Below are 23,487 nucleotides of genomic sequence, written 5' to 3'. Positions count from 1 at the left end.
GTGGCTTCCCTCCTATACTGTCAGCTCCAAAAGCACCTCTCCCTCATCGACAAATTCACCTTCTGCCTTATACACTTTGCTAATTACACCTGCCTCTTCTGCAACAATCGGAATCTCCATTTTCATTGATTCTAAAATGGCGACCTCCTGCCCTTTTTGCACTACATCGCCTTGTTTTACAAGAAGCTTCCATAGGTTGCCGGCCATTTGTATTGTGACGGTTTTCATGAACGGTTTTCCTCCCTTCTTTTCATCAGAAAATCGGTTGTCATACTGCCATGTAAAAAGGCAGAAGATCCGGCCATTTCCCTTAAAAGCGGTAAATTGGTTTTGATCCCTTCTATTTCATATGCTTGTAATGCCGTTTTTAATCGTTCTATTGCGACTTTTCGGGTATCGCCGTAAACAATCATTTTCGCAATCATTGGATCGTAAAATGGCGTAATGACGCTTCCACTCGTGACGCTTGACTCATGACGGATATATGAGGCTTCAGGTGCAGAAAGCCGAGTGATTGTTCCTGGTGATGGATAAAATGTGACAGGATCTTCAGCGTAGATTCTCACTTCGATGGCATGCCCAATTGGATGAATGTCCTCCTGATTGAAAGCCAGCGGCTCTAATGCAGCGATTTTCAGCTGCTCTTCGACAAGATCAATGCCTGTGATTTCTTCTGTGACAGGGTGTTCTACTTGTAATCTCGTATTCATTTCTAAGAAATAAAATTGCTGGTTTTCATCGACTAAACATTCAATCGTCCCTGCATTTTCGTACCCAATGGCTTTGGCAGCTTTGACGGCCATTTGCCCCATTTGATGCCTCACTTCTTCATCGAGACAGACAGCTGGCGCTTCTTCAATGATTTTCTGATGTCTTCTTTGGAGTGAACAGTCTCTTTCATATAAGTGAACCCCATGGCCGAAGGAATCAAAAAGGACTTGAATTTCAATATGGCGCGCATGCTCAATCACCTTTTCCATGTACAAAGTACCGTCATTAAAAAAGCTTTGCGCCCTTTTTTGATTTCCTTCAAACGCTCTGTACAGCTCTTCGTCATTTCGGACGAGCTGCATGCCAATTCCTCCTCCGCCGCTCGATGCCTTCAGCATAATGGGATAACCGAGCGTCTTTGCTTTATTGACCCCATCGTCCGCATCATTGAGCGGGGCCGAAATACCTGGAACGATTGGGATTCCAGCTTGTTCCATTGTCTTTCTCGCTTCAATTTTATTCCCCATTTGCTGAATGACTTGTGCAGATGGTCCAATAAAGGCGATGCCTTCACTGCGGCAGCGTTCAGCAAATGCTGCATTCTCTGATAAAAGGCCATATCCAGGGTGGATGGCATCTGTATTTGTTTGTTTGGCAACCTCGATGATCGCCTCCATGTTTAAATAGCTTTCAGATACTTTTGAGCCACCGATAAAATAGGCGCTGTCTGCCTCTTGCACATGAAGTGCATACTGATCTGCCTCTGAATAGACGGCAACCGTTTTAATGCCGAGCCGTTTACATGTCCGAATCATTCTACGGGCAATTTCGCCTCGATTGGCGATCAATACTTGTTGAAACATCGCTGCCTTCACTCCTTTATTAGATCAAGCGCCTGCTTTTTTAGTCGAAACTTTTGAATCTTTCCTGAGGCGGTCATTGGATACTCATCTGTAATGAAAAAGTATTTCGGGATTTTGTAGCGTGCCATTTGAGACTGACAATAGCTGGTTAATTTATCAATCGAGACCGTTTGGCCTTGTTTGAGCCGAATGAACGCAGCGGCTTCTTCTCCGTATGTCTCGTCAGGAATGCCTACGACCTGTGCGTCTAGAATAGCGGGATGCGTGTAAAGGACATCCTCAATCTCTTTTGGGTACACATTCTCTCCGCCTCTGATGATCATATCTTTGAGCCGTCCTGTGATTTTTACATAGCCGTCCTGATCCATCTCAGCTAAATCCCCTGTATGAAGCCACCCGTCCTCGTCAATGACTTCATTTGTGGCTTCTTCGTTTTTATAGTAGCCTTTCATGACGTGATAACCTCTTGTACACAGTTCCCCTTGCTCCCCTCTTGGTACTTCTTCTGACGTACCCGGTAAGACAATTTTCACTTCGATTTGAGGAAGCGCACGTCCGACCGTTTGAACCCGTCTTTCAAATGAATCATCGGTTCTTGTTTGGGTAATGACAGGTGAGCTTTCGGTCTGACCATAGGCAATCGTGAGTTCTCTGAGTCCCATTTTTTCTATGACGGCTTTCATGACATGGGATGGACAGAGCGAGCCGGCCATAATGCCCGTTCGTAATGTGGACAGATCATAAGAGTGGAAATTTGGATGATCGAGCTCTGCGATGAACATCGTCGGCACACCGTGAAGAACGGTGCACTTTTCCTTTTCAACTGTTTGAAGGACTCGCTCCGGATGGAAAGATTCAAGTGGGATGATCGTTCCCCCTTTTGTTAGACAAGCAAGCACACCAAGAACAGAGCCAAAGCAATGAAAAAACGGTACAGGGATACACATACGGTCTTGCTCTGTTAACTTCATACAATCTGCGATTTGACTGGCATTACAGACGATGTTTGTATGACTAAGCATGACTCCTTTTGGATAACCGGTTGTGCCTGAGGTATATTGCATATTCATGACGTCATCAGGCACGAGTTCATCCATTCGGTTCTCCCATTCATGCTCCTTTGTTCTTTTGGCAGCCACTTGAAGACTGTCCCAGCTGCGCATGCCGTTTGGTACGCGCTGACCGATATACACGCAGCTTTTTAAATAAGGATATTGTGCGGATGTGATCTCACCATGATGAGCTGTTTGAAGCTCTGGAATCAGCTCTTCAAGCATGTTGACATAGGAAGTTTCTTTAAAGCCGTCTACGATAAACAGCATTTTGCTATCAGAATGCTTGAGTAAATAAGCGAGTTCCTGTGATTGAAAATTGGTATTTACAGTGACAAGAACAGCTCCAATGGAGGCGCAGGCAAATTGCAGGATGAGCCATTCTGGAACATTTGGTGCCATGATGGCGATATGATCACCTTTTTGAACACCGAATGCCATGAGACCTTTCCCTGTTTCCTTCACCTCCCTATAAAACGCTTCGTATGAATAGCGTAAAGAACGTTCTGGATAAACAATGGCTTCATGTGCTGGGTGCCGCTCCTTTTTCTCTCTTAATAGGGAGCCAATCGTTTGTGGATGAATCGACATCATTGCTTTCCTCCCTCACCAATAGTAAGCGTTTTCATTCTGGTGCTACGCTAACATCTGTCTTGCGATGACGAGCCGCTGAATTTCAGAGGTTCCTTCTCCAATTTCCATCAGCTTCGCATCTCTCACGAGTCGTTCAACACCACATTCTTTCATATAGCCTGTTCCGCCATGAATTTGAACCGCATCAAGACTTGCTTTTGTCGCCATTTCAGAAGCGAAAAGTTTGGCATAGGCGGCTTCCTTTGTAAACGGTTTGCCTTGATCTTTCAGCCAAGCGGCTTTCCAGACCATTTGTCTTGCAAGCTCAATTTGCATCGCCATATCCGCCAGCTTAAACTGAATGGCTTGAAACGATGAGAGGGTCTGCCCGAATTGCTTTCTTTCTTTTGCATAAGAAAGCGAAGCATCAAGTGCCGCTTGCGCAATTCCAACAGATAAAGCAGCAATGGAAATTCGTCCCCCGTCTAATGTATATAAAAATTGCTTGAACCCTTTCGCTGGGTCTCCTAATATATGATGTGCCGGGACACGCACTTCGTCTAAAAGGATCTCAGCCGTATCTGAACCGCGAACCCCCATTTTGTCATATGGATTTGTAATCGACAGCCCCTTTTGTCCTTTCTCCACAATGAAGGCTGAGATGATCGGACGACCATGTTCATCATCATCTGTCACAGCGGTGACAATAATTGTTCTAGCAAAATTGGCATTTGTAATCCAGCACTTCTCACCGCTGATGACATATTCTTGTCCGTCTTTGATTGCTTTTGTTTTCGTTCCTTTTGCATCTGATCCTGCGTTTGGTTCTGTTAATCCGAAGGAACCGAGTGCTGTTCCAGACGCTAGCGGAACAAGGTGATCCATCTTTTGCTCCTCCGTACCGAAATAATAAAGCGGGCTTGCGCCTAAGGAGACAGCAGCGGCATAGCTAAGACCTGTACTGGCACACTGCTTTCCGATTTCCTCTACAGCCAGCGCATACGATATCGTATCTCCTCCTGACCCTCCATATTTCTCTGGAAAGGGTATACCCATAAAGCCGAGTTCCCCCATTTTTTGAAATGTTTTGACAGGAAATACAGCCTGTTTATCAATCGTTTGAGCGAGCGGTGCAATTTCTGTTTTTGCAAATTCTTTAACCATCTGGCGGATCATTTGCTGCTCTTTCGTTAATTCAAAATCCATTGTGCTTCCCCCTTTGGCGCTTTTCTATCATATTTATTAATCAAGTAGCTGCTTCATGCCAAGCTTAATTGAATTCAGAAAATTAAAATAAAAATAGTAAAAAAAGCATAAATGGAGGAAAGTCCTCATTTATGCTTTCTTTGTTATTTGACTGTTTTTGTAGAAGGCTTGCTTTCATGGTGAAGGCGATTGAGCGCTGTCACTTTGTAGGTATATGTCTTTTTCTGATGTACTGAAAGGTCTTTGACAAGTGTCATTGTGCCTTTCTCTTTTCTGACCGTTTGGATTAATTCATACGTCCCTTTTTTCGACAGTCGATAGACTGCATAATAGGATGCAGTAGAGTGCGGATCATGTTGAATCCTTAAAACTGCGCCATCTTCTCTCTTGTTCACAGCATGGATGATTGGTTTTTTGGGCGCTTTTTGTTGAAGCCATGGCATCTCTGGAATGATAGCCGGTTTGCTATAGGTTTCTTCTATTAATCGATTCTTGATATTCAACGGGTTTCGATTGATATCCTTTAAACTAAAATGCATACTTCCCTGCACGAGCTGAGACTGCCTGTTCAGCTTGATTTGGCGAATATACTCCTCGGGATCTGACCAAGCAGGATCACTGTTTTGATTGATTTTATACGTCGCTTGACCAATGTAAAGGTGAACGGGCTCTCCCTTTACTTCATGAGACCACCATTTCGTTAGCACGTCATAGGAGGCTGCCTGAAAGCCAATGCTCCAGTAAATTTGCGGGGCTACGTAGTCAATATTGTGCTGCTGAATCCACTGTCTTGTATCAGCATATAAATCATCGTAATTGGTCATGCCTGCTGTTGTGTTTGAACCAGTTGGATCATCTTTCATGTTACGCCATACACCGAATGGACTAATACCAAATTTCACATACGGCTTTTCTTTTTTAACGGCTTCATTGATTTGCCTCACCAATTGGTTTACATTATCTCTTCGCCAATCTTCTATGTGTGTAAATGCTTTTTTTCCATAGGTTTCATACGTTTCTTGATCTGGAAATGGGACACCGGCCATTTTATTTGGATAAAAATAATCGTCCATATGCACCGCATCAATATCATAATTCTTCACAACTTCCGCTATGCCTCCTACTATGAATTTCTGAGCGTCAGGAATGCCGGGATTGTAGTAAAGCTGATTTCCGTAGGCAATGGTCCAGTCAGGATGTGCTTTTGCAGGATGATCGGCTGACAGCCGGCTGAGGTCTGTATGATTCATTGTGATTCGATATGGGTTAAACCAAGCGTGAAATTCGAGGCCTCGTTTATGTGCTTCTTCTACCATAAACGCAAGCGGGTCATATCCAGGATCTTTCCCTTGCGTTCCGGTCAAATATTCTGACCATGGTCCATATTCCGAAGGATAAAAGGCATCTGCTGTTGGTTTAATTTGCATGATGACGGCGTTCATATTCATCGCTTTGATCTCGTCTAACAGATGAATGAACTCTCGTTTTTGCTCTTGGGCGAGCAGTCCTTTCTTTGATGGCCAATCTAAGTTATAGACCGATGCAACCCAAACCGCTCGCATCTCCCGGCTGCTCTCAAGCGTCCCGTTCATCAAAGGGCGAGCTAGACTGCTAGATGGAATCAATAAGAAGACACACATAAAAGCAAATGTTAGAAACATGATGCTGATTTTTTTCAGCATGATTTGCATCACCTCATGCTAAGTTTATTCTGAGGTTCGAAATGGAATGCCAGCAGATGGTGTAAGCAAGATGTTTTTCATTTGATGGAGCTGATCTTCCGGAACTTCGCATGCTTCGATTAAATATCGCTCTGCACTTCCATATGTCTCCATCATTTCTTTCAGCACATCCTCAAGATAATCCTTCTGCACACCGAGAAGCGGCTGGATTTGTTCTTTTGACACCCGGTATAAACTCATCATGCGAACAAATCTTTGCTGCCTTTTCACAAGCATCTGCACGCCTTCATTGGAGCGCATGTATTCATCTAAAACGGTATGAACCGAGACACCTGCTACTAATTGAATGAGCGCAGATAAAAAGCCTGTACGGTCCTTTCCGCTTGTACAGTGAAGCATGAGCGGATAATTTTCCTCATCTGACAGTATTGTGAACAATTGCTGAATCTCTTTTTTTCGCTCAGTGAGCATGCTTTGATATAAATATTTCATGATCGGCGTAAAGGATAGAGACCTTCCTTTTGTTGTCAGCATACGAAACATGCTCCATTTACTAGGCATCATACTGTCAGGCTGCATAGGGATATGAACAATTTTGTCATGTTCCTTGATCTTTGGTGGGTTTGATTTGCGTTCTGAGCTTGTCCGGAGGTCACAAACGGTTTGAATCCCAAGTGTTGAGAACGTGCATTTATCTTGTTTTGTGAGACGTGATAAATCTGCGGATCGATAAATCATGCCTTGTTTGATGACCATTTCATCCGTTGTTTGGAGTCCGCCGACTTCTCTAAAATTCGCAAGCTTTGAAAATTGTATGTTGGATTGATTCATAGGAGTGAAAATCCTTTCTATCCTCTTTTCTCTATCATACGCTTTTATGGAATATGAGAAAAGCTAAGCGAAAAAACCATTAAGCCTCCATATGGATCAGTGTCATCTTTTGCCTGAAATTATTGTTATAATAGAATCAGCATATTCGTATTGATTGGAGATTATAGCATGATAAAAACAAAACGTATTCAGCAAATAAAAGAGTATGTGTTTGACCGGGAATCTGCCTCTCTTGATGAGCTTGTGGCACATTTTGGCGTCTCAAAAAACACAATACGCCGAGATGTACAAGCATTGGTAGAATCCGGCGTGCTCAAAAAAGTCTATGGCGGCGTTGCTGTGAATCACTCAACTTTAGTCGTATATCAGGAGCGAAAGACGCGGCAGCTGAGTAAAAAACAATTGATCGGACAGGCCGCCGCCGCTTTTGTCGAACAGGGTGATATGATTTTTGTTGATTCTGGTACGACAACGCTTGAGATGCTTCCTTATTTGACAGAGAAACAGATAACTGTTGTGACAAATAACGTGGATTTCATTACGCAGGCCATGCCTTATGAAAATCTCACCATCTTTTCGACCGGCGGCATGCTAGAGAGAAAAACAAATTCTTTCGTTGGCTATCAAAGTGTAGAGCGTCTAAAAGCATATAATGTCAATAAAGCGTTTATTGCGTCAACTGGTTTATCCATTGATCATGGGGTCACGAATTCTTCCCCGCTTGAGACAGATATAAAAAAGACACTTGTTGAAAAAAACGCGAAAACCTTTTTATTAGTCGATGATAGTAAATTTGATCATTATGCTTTGACCACGTTTTGTGATTTAAAAGAAATAGACGTCGTCGTGACCAACGAGCAGCCTTCTAAAAATTATCTTCAATATGGAAAAGAGCATGATGTGAAGTTTGTCACGCCTTAGTTCATGCAGAAAAAGCCAAGAGCATTTTGGCTTTTTTCTTTTGCACAATGGTTGAAAAGGGAAATGCCGATTGGAGCCTTTGGGTGGGAAAAGCACCATTTTGCTATCAAAAAACGGCTCAGGAATTTGAGCCGTTTTTTGGTTCATTCATTTTCAAGCTGCAGGATCAAGTGGAATAAATAACGGTATACCGCTGAGATCGCATCAATAATAGGCGTATCTTCTTGGATGTTCTCAAGTTCAAGCAGCGGAATATTGATATCAAATAAGCCGTCTTGTCCATTAAATTGGAGCTGAGCACCATTTAATTCTGAGAGCATCTCTTTTAGTAATCCTGTATCTTTTTTAGGACGTTTCAATCCGAATAATGCGGTATACGTCTGAAATACTTCATCCCATTCTATGGCCAGTCCATCGACTTTCACCACATCAAACCATTTCGATTCGATATAAATGAATTCGTTTGGTTGTTTTTTTACATATGTAAGGGGTGTATTTAAAAAGGACACGGCTTCTGTTTGAATCATTTCCTCTGATTCCTTGTCCACACGCTCTATATAGCTATCGGCAAAGCGTGCTTCTTCTTTCATTTTTGCCCCTTCTAACGGCCAATTTTGACGTGCAGCTTCGGCATATTCAAAGTCTGTAAGCGCCTGCCCTTCTTTCAGTAAATCTTGTAAGCGATTTTGCAGTGACATGGCTGTATCTCCTTTCATCTACGTCATTTGCGTTTTTTATTTTAGCATAACACAGGAAAAGAAAGATATGCCTAAGCATATGATATCATAGTGTAAAAAGAAACATCTCGGAGGGGACCGTTTTGCTCACAATGACACTGGCAGAAAAAATCGTAGACGAGATCAAAAAGGTACTGACGGAAGAAATCATCATCACACAACCAAACGGTACCATCATTGCCGCAACAGATCCAGCACGCATTGGTCAATTTCATGAAGGCGCATATGTCACGTCCTTTGAAGGGCAGAAACGAATCCTCACAAAGGATGACCAGCAGCATATGAAAGGCGTCAAAGCCGGCATCAATCTGCCTATTTATTTTAAGCAAGAGGTCATTGGTGTGATTGGGATGACAGGAGATCCTGTGCACGTGTCCCCTTTTGGCGACATTTTACGTAAAATGACAGAGCTGCTCATTCAAGAGCATGAATTCTTTCAAGAAACGGAAACAGATGAACGACAGCTTGAAGCGTTTGTGTTTGACTGGCTTCATCTGCCAGAGACAGCTGTTGATATCACTGAAAAGGCGCAGCGGCTGCATCTTGATGTCAAAAAGCAGCGTGCGGTGGTACTGATTGATTGTCAAGATGAATCGTTTATGAAGCAGGATCAATATCAAGTGATGAAGGACAAACTGCACCTCACGAGTCAGGAGATTATCGTGCGCTGGGGACATGCGCGGTTTTTGCTCATGCTGGAAACGACGTCTGGTGATCGTGATGCATTTCAGCAGCGCCTGTTCCGTATCCATGCTGCGCTCGCAGCCCTTTCTTCATCAAGAATGTTGATTGGTGCGGGGAAACCATCAGCTTCTCATGTCATGAAGCAGTCCTTTCATCAAGCCTTTCGCGCTTTAAAATTGGCGCATGCTGATACACCGATTGTATTTGATGAAGATTTGACACTTGAGCTTTTGATTGAGGAAATCAGTCAGGAAACGAAAGGTGTGTTTCTCGATCGAACGATTGCGCCCCTTCTCCCCTATTCTGAACTAGTGAAAACATTGCGGGTACTCATAGCTTCTGATTACTCATTGAAACATACAGCTGAAGCCATGCATGTACATATTAATACACTGCATTACAGGTTAAAACGTATTCAGGATTTAACGACACTTGATCCAAAACGGATGCAAGATGCGATGCTCTTTTATTTGGCATTGATGCTGTTGGATGATGATACAAAGAAACCTATAAAACAGCGTGATATTTTGTAGAATCGTCCATAGGCATGAGACGGTTCTTTTTTTATACTGAAAGAAACGAGTGGGAGTGATTGCACATGTTAGATTCAGAATTTTCAAATCAATTAAAAGACATTGTCGGTGCGTCTTATGTCCAAGACAGCAAGGCGGATCGTCTTGCCTACTCTTATGATGCGACACCAAATTTTCAACATATGCCAGATGCTATTGTAAGCCCTCACACAGCTGAGGAAGTGCAGGAAATCGTGCGGCTTTGCGCTCAATACAACGTGCCAATTGTGCCAAGAGGATCGGGTACAAATCTTTGTGCAGGAACATGCCCTGCTCAAGGCGGATTAGTCATTCTTTTCAAAAGAATGAACCAATTAATAGAAATAGACGAAGAAAACCTGACCGCAACGGTACAGCCTGGTTTGATTACGCAAGAATTCATTCGGCAAGTCGAGGAAAAAGGTCTCTTCTACCCGCCTGACCCAAGCTCGATGAAAATTTCCACATTAGGCGGAAATATTAACGAAAATTCAGGGGGGCTGAGAGGTTTAAAGTATGGGGTGACAAGAGATTACGTGCTTGGACTTGAAGTGGTTCTGCCAAATGGTGACATCATCAAAACAGGCGGGAAGCTGGCAAAGGATGTGGCTGGATATGATATGACTCGATTGTTCGTTGGTTCAGAAGGAACGCTCGGAATTGTCACAGAAGCCACGTTGAAGCTCCTGCCGCTTCCAGAAACGAAACAAACGATGCTTTGTTTATACGAAAGCCTAGAAGAAGCCGCTACTTCTGTTTCAGCTATCATTGCTGAGCGCATTATTCCTGCTACATTAGAATTCATGGATCAGCCGACCCTTGCAGTCGTTGAAGATTTTGCAAAAATCGGCCTGCCTACTGATGTTCAGGCAGTGTTATTAATCGAACAGGACGGCATCCCTGAGGCTGTTTCACGTGATATCAAAAAAATGGCTGAAGTCTGTCAGCGGCATGGGGCAAAAAGCGTCAATATCGCCCGCTCTGAAGAAGAGGCAAGTACGCTCTTAACGGCGAGACGCTCAGCTTTATCTGCCCTCGCCCGGCTCAGCCCGACCACTATTTTAGAGGATGCCACCGTTCCTCGTTCTGAAATTGCCAACATGGTTCGAGCGATTGAAGAAATTGCTCAAAAATACGACGTGACTATTTGTACATTTGGGCATGCAGGTGATGGGAACTTACATCCTACTTGTGCAGCAGATGCAAGAAATGAAGAAGAAATGAAACGTGTAGAAGCAGCCTTTCAGGCCATTTTTGAAAAAGCCGTTGCACTTGGCGGCACCATTACGGGTGAACATGGCGTAGGTCTCATGAAAGCGCCCTATTTGGAGCTGAAGGTCAAAAAAGAAGGAATTGCTGCGATGAAAGCGATCAAACAGGCGCTAGACCCTGCTCATATCATGAATCCTGATAAAGTGTTTGGAAAATCAACAAGAAAGCGGGTGGTGGTCTCATGAGTCAAAAAGAGATTCAGCAAAAATTCCAGCAGCAAATGGATGAAAAGGAACTGCTCAACTGCATGCGCTGCGGCTTTTGCCTGCCTTCCTGCCCTACCTATATTGAATCTGGGCAACAAGAAACACACTCTCCTCGGGGACGAATTGCGTTAATGAAGGCGGTCAGAGACGGTATCATTGAACCTGATGAAGATGTTGAACACTCCCTCAATCTCTGTCTCGGCTGCCGGGCATGTGAACCGGTCTGCCCTTCAGGCGTCAAGTATGGGCGGTTACTGGAAGATGCAAGAGACATCATTCAGCAGCATAAACCACAATCGTTACCCGTCAAATTGATGAGGCGCATGGTGTTTAAAGGTCTCTTCCCTTCACAAAGCCGTATGCGGAAAGCAGCTGGCCTTCTTCGATTTTATCAAACATCTGGTCTGCAAACGGCCGCCCGCAAGACTCGCATGCTAAAGGTGCTTCCCTCACATTTACAGCTGATGGAACAGGCGCTTCCAAAGGTGCCGCCTCAAAAGAAAAATCGTTTGAAAAAATATAAAGCCATTGGTCCAGTAAAAAAACGGGTGGCCTTTTTTTCCGGCTGTTTAATGGATACGGTTTTTTCCAGTACAAATAAAGCGACGATTCAGCTCCTTCAGCTCGCAGGCTGCGATGTTATCGTTCCTCCTATCCAGACGTGCTGCGGAGCGCTTCATGGTCATAGCGGAGAAAAGGACCAAGCGAAACAGTTAGCCAAGCGGAATATTGAAGCATTTGAGGAAACGGATGCTGAAGCCATTGTCATGAATGCGGGCGGCTGCGGCGCCTTTTTAAGTGATTATGGTCATTTGCTGAAGGATGATCCAGCTTTTCAAAAACGAAGTGAGGCCTTTTCGCAGAAGATAACAGATATATCCACCATCCTTGTAGAGCTAAAGTTTCACCGCCACGCGCCATTGGCCTTACCAGAGCAGGTCATCACCTACCAAGACTCTTGTCATTTACGGAATGGAATGGGTGTAGATAAGGCGCCGAGGGTACTTATGAAAGCCATTGAAGGTGTGACGTTGAAAGAAATGAAACATGCAGATCGCTGCTGCGGTTCAGCAGGCATTTACAACATTTTGCAACCAAAAATGTCGATGCAAATTTTAGATCATAAGATGATGGAAGCAAATCAAACAGCAGCGACAGCGATTGTTACATCTAATCCAGGCTGTCAGCTGCAAATGGCGGCAGGCGTCAAAAAGTCAGGACATGCGCATGACATGAGGGCTGTTCATCTAGCTGACTTTTTATTAGAAGCCGTTCAATATGGAAAAAAAGCGTCTAGTTCATGAAGGGGACTGACCCCCGTTTTTGAGACAGGGATCAAAACACCTTTACGAAACAGCCAGTTGCCGAAACTCTTTTGGTGACTGGCTGTTTAATTTCAATTGAATTCGGATATTGTTATAATAATCAATATACTCCCTGACTGTTTTTTCTACAATGGCTGTTGTAGTGTTTGTCAGGTGGTGGAGATAAAATCCTTCTGATTTTAAACTTGAGTGGAAGGATTCGATGGGGGCATTATCAGCGGGCATTCCCTTACGGGACATGCTCATGGTAATGCCTTTTTCCTTTATCTCCTTTTGATAAGCATAAGAAGTGTAGACCGAACCTTGATCACTATGAAGTACGCAGCCTTTAGGCAGTGTCTTTAACTGCTTCAATGTATCTAAAACAAGAGAAACATCCTGTTTATCACCAATCGTATAAGCCACAATCTCACTTGTATATAAATCTTTTATGCTGGATAGATAAAGCATTTTTTGCCCAAATGGCAAATACGTGATATCTGTCACCAGTTTTTCAAGTGGCTTGGTCGCAGAAAAATCTCGTTTTAAGTGATTTTCTGCAATAGGGTTGACCGGTCTGTTTACGCTTTTTCACTTTCACACGACACTGCAAACCGTAGGTTTGCATCATTCGTTGTACTCTCTTATGGTTGATCTTCATTTCTTTGCGTAGAAGAGCCGTTATTTTACGATACCCATACGTATACTTGTGCAACTTACAAAGTGTTGAAATAAGCTTGATTAACCCATGTTGCTTTGAGTGATGATGATCTTGTTTTTTCCAACGATAAAATGTTGATTTAGCCACTTCAAATAGCTGACAGAATTCACTGACACTCACTTTATCTTTTACCGTTTCGTAGATCGACACGAGTGCTTCTTTCTCCACCACCTTTCCCATTCTCGGTACTTTTTTAATATGTCTATTTGTTGATTTAGATAGCGATTTTCTGTTTTCAATCTCTCGTTTTCATCTTGGTATTCAGGTCCTTTACCGTATGAATACTGCTTTCCAACAGGTTGATGAAACCGGTGGGTTTCACCATTGTGATACCACTTCATCCAAGTTTTCACTTGTGTTTTATTCTTAATTCCTAGCTTGTCCATGATTTCTTTTGTTGAGACTCCTGCCAACTTCATCTGAACCGCCTCTTCTTTTACACTTGCGGGGTAACTGACTCTTGTTCCCATACAAAAAACACCTCCAAATTGTTTTCAGATATGATATACCCGATTTTCAACTTAAAGGTGTTTTTATTTGTCTCACTTTATGGGGTCAGTCCCGTTCTTCCTTTCTCATACAGTCTTTTTTAATCTTCATCTTTGACGTCGGGGTCCTCAGGAATCGGTTCATTTAAGATTTCTTGGATGAGCTCTTTATATTGCTTTAGCTGCTTCATATGGGTTTGAAACTGTCCTTGATAAATCAAATATGATTCTCCGTCGAATACGTAACGGATCTTTTTTTGCTGCATTAATTTTTCAATATACGCTTCTGATACTTCGAGGTATTCAGCTGTTTCTGCAATTGTTAAATACATGAATGTGCACCACCGTTTGTTTTATCTCACAAATTATATCACGAGCTGGTGAAAAAACGGATCCAGTCTGTTCATGTTTTTTTCATCTTTTCTTCACTGATTCGTCAACTCGTTTTTGTACAGTAGTTATACACCCACTCAAACACTAGGAGGTGACGGTCCTTCACATGACAAAGAGAAACATTCGGACCTATGCGGCATTTTCAATCGTAGGCGTCAGCAATACGCTGATTGATTTTATTATCTTCTTTTTTCTCACTGCCTGCCTTGTCCCCTCTTTTCTTGCACAGTGCCTTTCCTATACTGCAGGAATGCTGAACAGTTATATTTGGAATCGAAAATGGACGTTTCAAGTGAAAAAGAAAGCTGATAAATGGGAATGGATCAAATGGATCACTGTCAACGGGGCAGCGTGTCTCCTTACTTATGTTGTCTTATATGTCACGCAGCTAGCAGGTTTCTCATTATTCATCAGTAAAGCAGTTGGCACCCTAGTGGGCCTTATGATCACTTTTACTGGAAGCCGCATTTGGGTTTTTCAAACAGAAAGTAAACCATCAGAAATGGAGTGATGATTCAATGAACATCAAAAAAGCCGTTATACCAGCAGCAGGATTAGGTACACGTTTTTTACCAGCTACTAAAGCACAGCCAAAGGAAATGCTACCTATTATCGACAAACCCGCTATTCAATACATAGTAGAGGAGGCTGTTCAATCTGGAATTGAAGATATTCTCATTATTACAGGAAGGAATAAAAAATCTATTGAAGATCACTTTGACCGCTCGATTGAGCTTGAACAAAATTTGCTCGAAAAAGGGAAAAAGGAACAACTGGCTGAAATCAAGCATATTGCAGATATGGCCAATATTCATTATATCCGCCAAAAGGAACCTTTAGGCCTTGGACATGCGGTATTATGTGCACGTCATTTTACCGGAAATGATCCTTTTGCGGTTCTTTTAGGGGATGATGTGATGGTATCAGAAAAGCCAGCTCTCTCTCAGCTCATGGAAGTCTATGAGGAGAAACAAAGAGAGGTCATTGGTGTTCAGCAAGTGGATCGTCTAGATGTCAACAAGTATGGTATGATAAGACCAGCTAGAGTAGACGGTCAAGTGATTGAAGTCACAGACTTGGTGGAAAAGCCAGCTATTCATGAGGCGCCTTCCGATTTAGCCGTGATGGGCAGATACATTCTCACCCCGTCAATTTTTTCAGTTTTAGAAAAAATTGAGAGAGGTGCCGGTAACGAAATACAGCTGACAGATGCTCTGAGATTCATTGCACATCAATCCCCTATTTATGCAAAACAATTAGATGGCATGAGGTTTGATGTCGGCGATAAACTTGGCTCTTTTAAGGCAGCGGCCGAAATTGGATTAATGCGTCATGATATGCGGTCAGCCATGCTAGCATATATGCAAAGCATACTCATGAGAGAAGCAAAACAAGCATAAGCTCTTATCAGGATGCTTGAAGAAAATTCGTATTTAAAGGCAGAGTGAAATGAATGGGAACCTTGTTTACTGAAATTTTAACCTGGCTGACCAGCCTTGGTTACGCAGGTGTTGCACTTGGACTTATGATTGAAATTATTCCAAGTGAAATTGTCCTTGCCTATGGCGGATATATGGTGTCAACAGGCACCATTGGTTTTGTTGGAGCTGTCATTGCTGGAGTCATTGGAGGAACGCTTGCCCAGTGCTTTATTTACTGGATTGGTCTTTACGGCGGGAGACCTTTTTTAACAAAATACGGGAAATATTTATTCATCCACGAGCATCATATTGCTACGGCAGAGCGCTGGTTTGACCGCTATGGAACAGGTGTCGTGTTTACAGCACGATTTATCCCTGTTGTGCGCCATGCGATCTCGATTCCAGCTGGTATTGCCAAAATGCCATTTTTCAAATTTGTTCTCTTGACAGGACTAGCCGCCATCCCTTGGTCCATCCTATTTATTTATCTCGGTATGCAGCTTGGGACAAAATGGGATCATATTCAAAGTGTTGCTCACGCTTATACAACGCCGATTATGGCCATTGCCATCGTCCTCATCGTTCTGTATTTCGTACTGAAAAAAATTCGCACGAATCGAAAACGGACAATCTAACGAAAACGCCTTCCACACATATTGTGAAAGGCGTTTTTTTATGAGTGTGTCGATTGTTTTTTCATATATTGGGATAATTCCATAATCATTGCACCCATTCTCTCAAGTGACGGGGTAAGAATGCGGTTGACTCCCTCTTCTTTTAAACCTTCAGCTGTGACTTTTCCGACAGCGACAGCCAATACATGTTGCTCGAATAAAGCTTGCAATTCTTCTTTTCTGCCCCATTCTGCTGCTATCTTGAAAAAAGCATGAACCTGGACAGCGGTCGTAAAACAAACAGCATGGACCGTTCCTTCTTTCATTTCTTGAAGCAGCGTTTCAGCAACCTCTGGTTCAGGAGGCGTGTGCTGATATGGCAGCAGCTGCAAAACATCTGCTCCCTTGTCATGTAAAAACTGGATGAGAGCTGGCGCGTTTTCACCGTGAAGCTGCACCATAACACGCTTGCCTTGAAACTCTTTGTCTTCAAGCTTTGAAATGAGGTCACGAACGGTTCCATCTTCATCAGAAACATCTGGCTGAATTCCGCGTTTTTTTAGAGCCGCAAAGGTTTTGTACCCTCTGGAAGCGATGTGCGCGTTTGATAAAATGTTCATAAAAGCGTCTCCAAGCTGCAGCTCTTCTGCACTTTCAATTAATGTTTCTGTGCCAATTCCCGTTGTTAAAATCACCCAGTCAGATCCCTGCTTCACAAAGGTTTCAATCCCCGGCTTTAACTCTTCTTTGGCTAAAAATACAGTTCCTTGAAGAGAACGAATAACGGCTTGTCCTCCTTGCTTTTCAACAAGTGTACGCATTTCTTCAGTTTTTCTCGTTCCACAAATGGCAATGGTTTTTCCAGCTAAGCCTTTACTCATTCTATCCCTCTTTTTCTATCACAAGTATATGTATTAAATATAGATTGATTTGGAAGACCATGCAAGTGTCTACTAAAAAAGAGCTTGACGTTTCTATCGAATTCGAGTATCTTTTGTAAGTGCAAATTGTAGGAGGTCATGATGGAAAAACAGAATGTTCAAGCAATTCGATTATCAATTGCAGACCCAACACCACTTGGTTTGTTTGGTTTAGCAATGGTGACGCTTGTTGCGTCCTCTCAAAAATTAGGAATGACAGATGGCACTTCCCTTATCTTACCTTGGGCTATCTTCCTTGGAGGAATCGCGCAACTCATCGCGTCCATACAAGATTCAAAGCATCATAATATTTTTGGAGCGACTGCTTTTGGGGCGTTCGGCCTTTTTTGGATGGGTGTTGGAACCACTTGGCTCATTCAAGCTGGCGTTTTTGGGAAAACGCTTGCGGGAGCTGCTGATCCAAAACAATTAGGTTTTGCTTTTATTGGTTATTTAATTTTCAGCTTATTTATGACGATTGGTGCAATGGAAACACATAAAGTGTTATTTATGATTTTCGTCTTTATTGATTTCTTATTCATTGGCCTTTCCCTTAGCTCGTTTGGTGTGATGTATGATGTGACTCATATGATGGCTGGAATTGCAGAATTGATCATTTCCCTGCTTTCATTTTATGGTTCTGCAGCTGTTGTACTGAATACCCATTTTGGGCGGATCGTACTGCCAGTTGGCCAGCCATTTCGCATTTTTACAAAAGCATAAATAAAAAAGAACTGCTCTTTGCAGTTCTTTTTTGATGCTTATTTTTCTTGTTCCTCTTGAAAGATATCCGCAATGATTTCATAAGAACGCATTCTTTCTTGATGGTCATACATATCAGAATTAATCATCACTTCATCTGCTTGCGTCGCTTCAATAAAGGCTTCCAATTCTTTTTTCACCTTTTGTTTATCCCCAATGATCGTTGAGCTTAATTGTTCGTCAACCATCGCCTTCTCATATGGACTCCACAGCCCATCCATACTTTCAACAGGGGCCTTTAGTTTTCCTGGTGTATTGCGAATGAGACTCAAAAACCGCTGATAATGAGAGGTCGCCAAATATTCAGCCCGCTCTGTTTGATCAGCAGCAATGACTGTCACACCAACCATGGCATAAGGCTCTTTTAACACATCAGAAGGTTGGAATGATTGTCTGTACAACTCTAAAGCAGGAATGGTATTTTTAGGTGAGAAATGTGCCGCAAAGGCAAAAGGCAGTCCAAGTTCTCCTGCAAGCCTTGCGCTAAATCCGCTTGAACCAAGAAGCCAAATCGGAATATCTAATCCCTCTCCAGGAACGGCTCTTACATGTTTTTTGACCTGACCTGCCGGTTTGAAATATTGCCGAAGCTCTTCAAGCTGCTCCGGGAAATCTTCTCCATGATGAAGATTTCGTCTGAGAGCTCTTGCCGTTAATTGATCCGTCCCTGGTGCCCGGCCAAGACCTAAATCAATTCTCCCCGGATACAATGTCTCCAGTGTTCCAAATTGCTCTGCAATGACAAGTGAAGAGTGATTTGGAAGCATAATCCCGCCAGAACCCACGCGGATTGTTTTGGTGCCACCAGCAATATATCCAATCAAGACAGACGTTGCTGAGCTCGCAACCCCTTCCATGTTATGGTGTTCTGCCAGCCAATATCTATGATAGCCCCACTTCTCTGCCTTTTTTGCTAAATCCATACTATGCTCAAAAGATTCTTTAATGGTGCCGCCTTCTGTCACAGAGGATAAATTTAAAACGGAATATGCTTTGCCCTGTAAACTTGATTGACTCATAAATGATGTCCCCATTTCTGTCATAAATCATACTAGTTTTATCCTTTCAACACCATAACATAAAACCATTTAACTTTTAAATGATTTGATTCGATGATTGTCGAAATGATAATTTTTCTAGGTCTCACTTCCAATTGGAGCAATGACACATAGAATCAAATATCCATTTTAAGAGCCGAGACATGTGTACAATCCGTTCGTTTTTTGCTATGGCAAATAGGTCATACATCCGTTAGGGCCTTTGTTTCTCAAAGTGATTTCATTGTCAGATGAGACTAAGCACAGTCCATATTCGGTCAAACGATTTTTCAACTCGTTTGCAATGGAACAAAAGCTTTCCCGCGTCAGCTTTACATATCAGGTCCGTCATCAAAGAAGTCACCGGTATGCGTTCACTTCTTTGATTCAAAAACATAGCAGACCAGACCTCCTAAAAAGTAATAGGTCTGCGTCAGTACATGCCAAATGATATCTTCACCTTATGATTGAACAAGCGCAACAATCTGTTTTTTCTTCCATACCAATCGATAATAGCCGTATTGAAGTAATAAGTTTACAAAAAAAGCTGCAGGATAGCCTATCCAAATTCCTTTGATCCCAAGTGATGTATAGTGTGACAGCACATAAGCAACTGGTACTTCAACAAGCCAAATGGAACAAATACTAAAGATGGTCGGCCATAGAACGGTTCCGCTTGCTCTCATTGTGGCTGCAACGATTTGCGCCGTTCCAAAAATGAGATAGCTCCATAGCGTAATAACGACCAGACTATAGGCGATGTCAATTGTGGCAGGCTCTGTTAAAAAGATGGATAAAATTTGCGGTGCAAATATATAAACGAACAAGATGATCAATCCGCCTATGGCAAAGTTTAATCCCAGCCCAATTTTAATGACATCTTTTAAACGATTCATATTTCCTGCGCCAATGAATTGTGCTGCGAAGATAGAAACTGCAATTCCTAGGCTCACTGCCGGCATCTGTACGTAACTGACGACTTGATTGACAACGCCGTAGGCTGCGGTCGCCTGTGATCCATAATCGTTGACAAAAGAAATGACAGCAATTTCGGATAAAGAAATGAGAATCATATTAATACTTGAAGGGATACTTAACTTTAATAGCGTTTTTAATAAATCCCCTTTCATCAATAAATGCTTTCTAACCGACGCATCAACGCGCAGCGGGTGCTTTGTTTTATAAAGATAGATATGCAGAATGATAAACGTAACAATTGTAGAAATGACAGAGGAATACGCAGCGCCATACAAACCAAAAGCTGGAAGCCCGAGCCAGCCGAATAATAAAATCGGCAAAAGTAAAATATTTGTTCCCGTACTAATCATTAAGAAATAAAAAGGCGTTTTTGAATCTCCTGTTCCTCGTAAAAAGGTCGTATAAACAAAGTAAAGAAATAAGATTGGCATTGAGATGAATAGAATTCTGGCATATGCAGTACTTTCCTCGATAATATTGGCAGGAGTTCCCATCAAATGTAAGATATCTGCTGCAAAAAAACCGCCAATGATAGCTAAAATAAGCCCCGTTAGAAAAGTGAATGAAAGCGTTGTTCCTATTATTTCCTTTAATCTCTGTTCATTTTTTGCTCCATACGCTTGTCCAATCAGGATCGAGCTCCCTGATCCAATCCCAATGGAAAAAGAAACGAGTAAAAAGAAAAGCGGAAAGAATGCAGAAATCGCAGCTACTGCATCCTCTCCAATCCATCTGCCGACAAGTACAATGGACACAAGCTGCCCGATTGATTGTAAAATATTGCTCAATAAAAGTGGAATCAAAAAGATGGACATGGTTTTTACCAAAGATTGTTGATTATCTAACATCATGATGCTCCCCTTCTCTGTCTAAAGATCCTCGGCTAAGATGCTCACAATGCGGTCTTCTATGACTTTCCCTTTTTCGTCATCAACGAGATGATTGAATAAGATCGAAAAAGCAAGTGTCTTTCCGCGTTGTGTTTCAATATATCCAGAAAGTGTGCTAACAGTTGATAATGACCCTGTTTTCGCACGTACTTTCTCAAGTGTGGCTGGTTCTTTCAATCTGTTTCTTAATGTACCTCCCACCATACGCTCACTTGCCCCTGCTAACGGAAGCGCATTTACATAGGTTTTAAACCATTTTTCCTTTTGAATGTTTGTCAAAAAGAGAGTGAATTGATTTGCAGAGACAAGGTTAATCGGTGATATGCCTGATCCGTCTCTTAACACAGTGAGTGATGGATCTATGCCAAAGGCAGGAAGGCGTTCATTGATCACGTCCAGCCCTTTTTCAAAACTTCCTTTATTCTTTACCCGCTTACCAAGTTCCTTTAACAGAATTTCTGCATGCGTATTGTTGCTTAATTTCATCATGGGAACAAGCAGTTCTGATAAAGGCATTGATGAATGAGAAGCGATTTTTTTTGCTTTTTTAGGAACTTGTTTTGTTGTGAGTGGTCCGTTCAGCTGAATCCCCTCAGCCTTTAGGGCACGTTTCATTAAATCTAAGGCATAGGTTGCCGGTTCCCATAATGCAACCCATTGTCTAGATGAACTTGCATTTAGCGGAATAGTCCCAGTCAGCGTAATCTCGTTTGTGCCGTGAGAACGTTTAAAAGATATTTTCTTTTCCCCGCCTTCTGGAACGGTTTTTACTCGGTTGATGACTTGAGCAACATCAGTCTTTGGGATTATGTCATAGCCGGCCTTCTGCCCCTGCTTCTTTCCAGGCTTTACTTCGAGAATGATGGTTCCTGCATCATAATCTTGATTCGGTGAAGCTGTGAGAGCAGATATTTGTGCGCCGTAATATTGATCCTCATCACTCCATGGAAGATCAATGGAATATCTCGTGTCATCAAACCAAGTATCATCTGCTGCAAGCTGTCCACGAATTGTATGTATTCCAGCCTTTTTGACTTGCTTAGCTAAAGCAGCAAAATCGTTCTCTAACAATGTCGGGTCTCCAGTGCCTCGGAGATAAAGGTTGCCATGTAATGTGTGCTTTTGAATAGAACCATCCATCCAAACGTCTGTAGGAAATGTGTGGTTTTCACCCAGTATATCGAGGGCGATGGCTGATGTGAGTAGTTTCATATTAGAAGCAGGAGTAAGACGGATGTCAGCTTGATGTTCATAAAGTAGAGAGGTGTCAGAAGTATCACGGACGCTGATGCCAGAGATAGCACCCTCCAAATCAGGCGCTGTGCGAATAAGTTCGTCTAAAGCTATTATCCATTTGGATTGGTCATCACGAGCCGTTAGTTGTTCGTTTTTCATTGAAAAAGGGAGAAATAAAATCGACAACATGCATAATTGTAAAAACATGAACTGTGAGAAACGTTTCACGCAATCCCTCCTTTTTAGAGAAGCAGCCAAATTTAGAAGATTATGTTCATTATACACAAAAGAACATTTGTTCTCAAAGGTTTTTTAAACAGAAAAGTCAGCTTTCTTTGACGAAAACTGACAAGCTCCTTTACCTTTTTTCTGGATTCCAGCTATCGGCTCCGCCAAGTACGGCTTGAACGGTGATTTGACTTGCTTCGTTATTGCTTAAAATCGTTGACCATTTTACCCGCTGAGTCAAATTGCTCCCTGCCCCCGTCGATCCATACTCTTGATATCTTGCCGTTTTTTCATTGTCACGGTTATTCCAATTATGCCATCCCTCTGCTTTTATATGATCATCCATTATTGTATGGAGAAACGTGACAGCAGAATGAGGTCTCCACGGACGGCCTAAATAAACAGATTGAGCAGCAGCTGTTCCCTTTTTTAACGTCGAATTGATGAAAACGTATCCGTACCTTTGCGCTTCTGTTGTGGATGCTGCAGTAATATATCCATTTCCAAGGCTTTTTATTTCAGCTCTTTTAAATACAGCGGTTGCTGAACCAAAAATGAAATCAACCGTGCCCTCGATATAGCAGTTTTCGTAATATTGCCTGCCTGTACCTGTTGCATAAAGCGTGTCTTGATAGCCAAGGACACGTACTTGTTTAAACGCAGCGCGGTCTCCTGACACATAAAGGGCAACTGCCTGCCCTGCATTTCTGCCAGCTGTATTTTGAAAGGTGATGTTCTCTGCATAAAAGTCGTTTGAACGAATCATTGTACTTGAGCTATTGGTTGTGCTCCCAGTGCTTGCATTTGTATCATCATACGTCAGAATGGTATTGTACTGATTTTCTCCGATAAAGGACACGTGCGGTTTATTTTGCGGAAGGAGAATCTTTTCTTTATACACACCATTTTTAATATATATCGTTGTTTGCTGCTGATTGTTCACTGGTATCGCATCAATGGCGGATTGAACCGTTCGAAATGACCCATTTCCCTTTTGATCGACCACCAGAACACGGTTTGTTTGATTCTTGTGTTCAGCTGCTTCAAGTGAAGCTGGGGCCAAAAGGAATAAAGACAATACGATCACAAGCAGTAGTTTTCCATACTTCATCCCACATCTCCTCCTTATTTTGTGAACGTTTTCATTGAAACATTCTTTTTGATCTTATTCATGTTCTAACTAAAAAAACACCCACCGCGTTATGG

21 protein-coding genes and 1 pseudogene are annotated in these 23,487 nt (G+C 42.4%); 8 read left to right on the top strand and 14 right to left on the bottom strand.

Annotation, left to right across the window (positions count from 1 at the left end; genetic code table 11):
- Positions 1-12 precede the first annotated feature (12 nt).
- The 6 genes from GPA07_RS10565 to GPA07_RS10540 form a co-directional block, all read right to left on the bottom strand.
- Positions 13-228: an acetyl-CoA carboxylase biotin carboxyl carrier protein subunit gene (locus GPA07_RS10565; RefSeq protein ID WP_008360500.1), complete on the bottom strand. Its 216-nt coding sequence runs from the start codon at positions 226-228 to the stop codon at positions 13-15.
- Positions 225-1,574 carry an acetyl-CoA carboxylase biotin carboxylase subunit gene (locus GPA07_RS10560; protein WP_157292507.1) on the bottom strand — a complete coding sequence of 450 codons (1,350 nt, stop codon included), beginning with the start codon at positions 1,572-1,574 and terminating at the stop codon, positions 225-227. The genes GPA07_RS10565 and GPA07_RS10560 overlap by 4 nt, the downstream gene beginning before the upstream one ends.
- A gap of 8 nt (positions 1,575-1,582) precedes the next feature.
- On the bottom strand, positions 1,583-3,220 hold the full coding sequence (locus tag GPA07_RS10555; protein WP_034739640.1) for an AMP-binding protein: 1,638 nt from the start codon (positions 3,218-3,220) through the stop codon (positions 1,583-1,585).
- Between the two features lie 42 nt (positions 3,221-3,262).
- Positions 3,263-4,405, bottom strand: coding sequence for an acyl-CoA dehydrogenase family protein (locus tag GPA07_RS10550; RefSeq protein WP_071169098.1), 1,143 nt, complete (start codon positions 4,403-4,405; stop codon positions 3,263-3,265).
- 143 nt (positions 4,406-4,548) lie between these two features.
- On the bottom strand, positions 4,549-6,096 hold the full coding sequence (locus GPA07_RS10545) for a glycoside hydrolase family 10-like protein (RefSeq protein ID WP_232532038.1): 1,548 nt from the start codon (positions 6,094-6,096) through the stop codon (positions 4,549-4,551).
- 15 nt (positions 6,097-6,111) lie between these two features.
- Complete coding sequence (locus GPA07_RS10540; protein WP_008360511.1) at positions 6,112-6,918, bottom strand: tyrosine-protein phosphatase; 807 nt, start codon at positions 6,916-6,918, stop codon at positions 6,112-6,114.
- Positions 6,919-7,086: 168 nt separating this feature from the next.
- Here GPA07_RS10540 and GPA07_RS10535 point away from each other — a divergent pair, with 168 nt between their 5' ends.
- Positions 7,087-7,839, top strand: a complete 753-nt coding sequence (locus GPA07_RS10535) for a DeoR/GlpR family DNA-binding transcription regulator (protein WP_008360513.1) — start codon at positions 7,087-7,089, stop codon at positions 7,837-7,839.
- Between the two features lie 143 nt (positions 7,840-7,982).
- Here the strand turns inward: GPA07_RS10535 and GPA07_RS10530 are convergent, their stop codons facing one another.
- Complete coding sequence (locus tag GPA07_RS10530) at positions 7,983-8,537, bottom strand: hypothetical protein (RefSeq protein WP_008360515.1); 555 nt, start codon at positions 8,535-8,537, stop codon at positions 7,983-7,985.
- A 122-nt stretch (positions 8,538-8,659) separates the two neighbouring features.
- On the opposite strand from GPA07_RS10530, the gene GPA07_RS10525 reads away from it, so the two are divergent.
- The 3 genes from GPA07_RS10525 to GPA07_RS10515 all read left to right on the top strand — a co-directional run bounded on the left by GPA07_RS10525 (position 8,660) and on the right by GPA07_RS10515 (position 12,593).
- Complete coding sequence (locus GPA07_RS10525; RefSeq protein ID WP_157292505.1) at positions 8,660-9,793, top strand: CdaR family transcriptional regulator; 1,134 nt, start codon at positions 8,660-8,662, stop codon at positions 9,791-9,793.
- A gap of 65 nt (positions 9,794-9,858) precedes the next feature.
- Complete coding sequence (gene glcD, locus GPA07_RS10520; protein WP_157292504.1) at positions 9,859-11,268, top strand: glycolate oxidase subunit GlcD; 1,410 nt, start codon at positions 9,859-9,861, stop codon at positions 11,266-11,268.
- Positions 11,265-12,593 carry a (Fe-S)-binding protein gene (locus GPA07_RS10515; RefSeq protein WP_008360522.1) on the top strand — a complete coding sequence of 443 codons (1,329 nt, stop codon included), beginning with the start codon at positions 11,265-11,267 and terminating at the stop codon, positions 12,591-12,593. Before glcD ends, GPA07_RS10515 begins: the two co-directional genes overlap by 4 nt.
- Before the next feature lie 42 nt (positions 12,594-12,635).
- Here GPA07_RS10515 and GPA07_RS10510 read toward each other — a convergent pair.
- Both GPA07_RS10510 and GPA07_RS10505 read right to left on the bottom strand, forming a co-directional pair.
- Positions 12,636-13,784 (bottom strand): annotated as a pseudogene (locus tag GPA07_RS10510) (IS3 family transposase).
- Between the two features lie 119 nt (positions 13,785-13,903).
- Positions 13,904-14,134 carry an excisionase family DNA-binding protein gene (locus GPA07_RS10505; RefSeq protein ID WP_071169093.1) on the bottom strand — a complete coding sequence of 77 codons (231 nt, stop codon included), beginning with the start codon at positions 14,132-14,134 and terminating at the stop codon, positions 13,904-13,906.
- A 167-nt stretch (positions 14,135-14,301) separates the two neighbouring features.
- Between GPA07_RS10505 and GPA07_RS10500 the strand changes: the two genes are divergently transcribed.
- From GPA07_RS10500 to GPA07_RS10490, 3 genes are read left to right on the top strand one after another with little or no spacing between them, the layout of a single operon-like run.
- Positions 14,302-14,706, top strand: a complete 405-nt coding sequence (locus GPA07_RS10500) for a GtrA family protein (RefSeq protein ID WP_008360532.1) — start codon at positions 14,302-14,304, stop codon at positions 14,704-14,706.
- A 7-nt stretch (positions 14,707-14,713) separates the two neighbouring features.
- Complete coding sequence (galU, locus tag GPA07_RS10495; protein ID WP_008360534.1) at positions 14,714-15,595, top strand: UTP--glucose-1-phosphate uridylyltransferase GalU; 882 nt, start codon at positions 14,714-14,716, stop codon at positions 15,593-15,595.
- A 53-nt stretch (positions 15,596-15,648) separates the two neighbouring features.
- Positions 15,649-16,251 carry an undecaprenyl phosphate transporter UptA gene (locus GPA07_RS10490; RefSeq protein ID WP_008360536.1) on the top strand — a complete coding sequence of 201 codons (603 nt, stop codon included), beginning with the start codon at positions 15,649-15,651 and terminating at the stop codon, positions 16,249-16,251.
- A 38-nt stretch (positions 16,252-16,289) separates the two neighbouring features.
- On the opposite strand, the gene GPA07_RS10485 is transcribed toward GPA07_RS10490, so the two are convergent.
- The gene (locus GPA07_RS10485) at positions 16,290-17,111 is read right to left on the bottom strand and encodes a uroporphyrinogen-III synthase (RefSeq protein WP_157292503.1); all 822 of its coding nucleotides are present in this window, start codon (positions 17,109-17,111) and stop codon (positions 16,290-16,292) included.
- A gap of 141 nt (positions 17,112-17,252) precedes the next feature.
- Between GPA07_RS10485 and GPA07_RS10480 the strand changes: the two genes are divergently transcribed.
- Positions 17,253-17,873 carry an acetate uptake transporter gene (locus GPA07_RS10480; protein WP_008360540.1) on the top strand — a complete coding sequence of 207 codons (621 nt, stop codon included), beginning with the start codon at positions 17,253-17,255 and terminating at the stop codon, positions 17,871-17,873.
- Positions 17,874-17,911: 38 nt separating this feature from the next.
- Here GPA07_RS10480 and GPA07_RS10475 read toward each other — a convergent pair whose 3' ends face one another.
- From GPA07_RS10475 to GPA07_RS10460, 4 genes are all read right to left on the bottom strand, one after another.
- Positions 17,912-18,931, bottom strand: a complete 1,020-nt coding sequence (locus GPA07_RS10475; RefSeq protein WP_008357275.1) for an LLM class flavin-dependent oxidoreductase — start codon at positions 18,929-18,931, stop codon at positions 17,912-17,914.
- 479 nt (positions 18,932-19,410) lie between these two features.
- Positions 19,411-20,778: an MATE family efflux transporter gene (locus tag GPA07_RS10470; RefSeq protein ID WP_071169091.1), complete on the bottom strand. Its 1,368-nt coding sequence runs from the start codon at positions 20,776-20,778 to the stop codon at positions 19,411-19,413.
- A gap of 18 nt (positions 20,779-20,796) precedes the next feature.
- Positions 20,797-22,281: a D-alanyl-D-alanine carboxypeptidase/D-alanyl-D-alanine endopeptidase gene (gene dacB / locus GPA07_RS10465; protein WP_157292502.1), complete on the bottom strand. Its 1,485-nt coding sequence runs from the start codon at positions 22,279-22,281 to the stop codon at positions 20,797-20,799.
- A gap of 130 nt (positions 22,282-22,411) precedes the next feature.
- Complete coding sequence (locus GPA07_RS10460; protein WP_071169089.1) at positions 22,412-23,392, bottom strand: pectinesterase family protein; 981 nt, start codon at positions 23,390-23,392, stop codon at positions 22,412-22,414.
- Between the last annotated feature and the right edge of the window lie 95 nt (positions 23,393-23,487).

This window comes from Bacillus sp. ms-22 (genome assembly GCF_009759805.1).
Classification (GTDB): domain Bacteria; phylum Bacillota; class Bacilli; order Bacillales; family Bacillaceae; genus Bacillus; species Bacillus xiamenensis.
Note: the sequence above shows the minus strand (reverse complement) of the source record. Positions and strands in the feature narration are given on the sequence as shown.

What these genes read in the sequence shown, in the direction of transcription:
- GPA07_RS10550 (WP_071169098.1), bottom strand. Translation starts at nt 4,405, where the DNA reads ATGGATTTTGAATTAACGAAAGAGCAGCAAATGATCCGCCAGATGGTT.
- GPA07_RS10460 (WP_071169089.1), bottom strand. Translation starts at nt 23,392, where the DNA reads ATGAAGTATGGAAAACTACTGCTTGTGATCGTATTGTCTTTATTCCTT.
- galU (WP_008360534.1), top strand. Translation starts at nt 14,714, where the DNA reads ATGAACATCAAAAAAGCCGTTATACCAGCAGCAGGATTAGGTACACGT.
- GPA07_RS10540 (WP_008360511.1), bottom strand. Translation starts at nt 6,918, where the DNA reads ATGAATCAATCCAACATACAATTTTCAAAGCTTGCGAATTTTAGAGAA.
- GPA07_RS10505 (WP_071169093.1), bottom strand. Translation starts at nt 14,134, where the DNA reads ATGTATTTAACAATTGCAGAAACAGCTGAATACCTCGAAGTATCAGAA.
- GPA07_RS10480 (WP_008360540.1), top strand. Translation starts at nt 17,253, where the DNA reads ATGGAAAAACAGAATGTTCAAGCAATTCGATTATCAATTGCAGACCCA.
- GPA07_RS10490 (WP_008360536.1), top strand. Translation starts at nt 15,649, where the DNA reads ATGGGAACCTTGTTTACTGAAATTTTAACCTGGCTGACCAGCCTTGGT.
- GPA07_RS10500 (WP_008360532.1), top strand. Translation starts at nt 14,302, where the DNA reads ATGACAAAGAGAAACATTCGGACCTATGCGGCATTTTCAATCGTAGGC.
- GPA07_RS10485 (WP_157292503.1), bottom strand. Translation starts at nt 17,111, where the DNA reads ATGAGTAAAGGCTTAGCTGGAAAAACCATTGCCATTTGTGGAACGAGA.
- glcD (WP_157292504.1), top strand. Translation starts at nt 9,859, where the DNA reads ATGTTAGATTCAGAATTTTCAAATCAATTAAAAGACATTGTCGGTGCG.
- GPA07_RS10545 (WP_232532038.1), bottom strand. Translation starts at nt 6,096, where the DNA reads ATGCAAATCATGCTGAAAAAAATCAGCATCATGTTTCTAACATTTGCT.
- GPA07_RS10470 (WP_071169091.1), bottom strand. Translation starts at nt 20,778, where the DNA reads ATGATGTTAGATAATCAACAATCTTTGGTAAAAACCATGTCCATCTTT.
- GPA07_RS10475 (WP_008357275.1), bottom strand. Translation starts at nt 18,931, where the DNA reads ATGAGTCAATCAAGTTTACAGGGCAAAGCATATTCCGTTTTAAATTTA.
- GPA07_RS10535 (WP_008360513.1), top strand. Translation starts at nt 7,087, where the DNA reads ATGATAAAAACAAAACGTATTCAGCAAATAAAAGAGTATGTGTTTGAC.
- GPA07_RS10530 (WP_008360515.1), bottom strand. Translation starts at nt 8,537, where the DNA reads ATGTCACTGCAAAATCGCTTACAAGATTTACTGAAAGAAGGGCAGGCG.
- GPA07_RS10555 (WP_034739640.1), bottom strand. Translation starts at nt 3,220, where the DNA reads ATGATGTCGATTCATCCACAAACGATTGGCTCCCTATTAAGAGAGAAA.
- GPA07_RS10515 (WP_008360522.1), top strand. Translation starts at nt 11,265, where the DNA reads ATGAGTCAAAAAGAGATTCAGCAAAAATTCCAGCAGCAAATGGATGAA.
- GPA07_RS10560 (WP_157292507.1), bottom strand. Translation starts at nt 1,574, where the DNA reads ATGTTTCAACAAGTATTGATCGCCAATCGAGGCGAAATTGCCCGTAGA.
- GPA07_RS10565 (WP_008360500.1), bottom strand. Translation starts at nt 228, where the DNA reads ATGAAAACCGTCACAATACAAATGGCCGGCAACCTATGGAAGCTTCTT.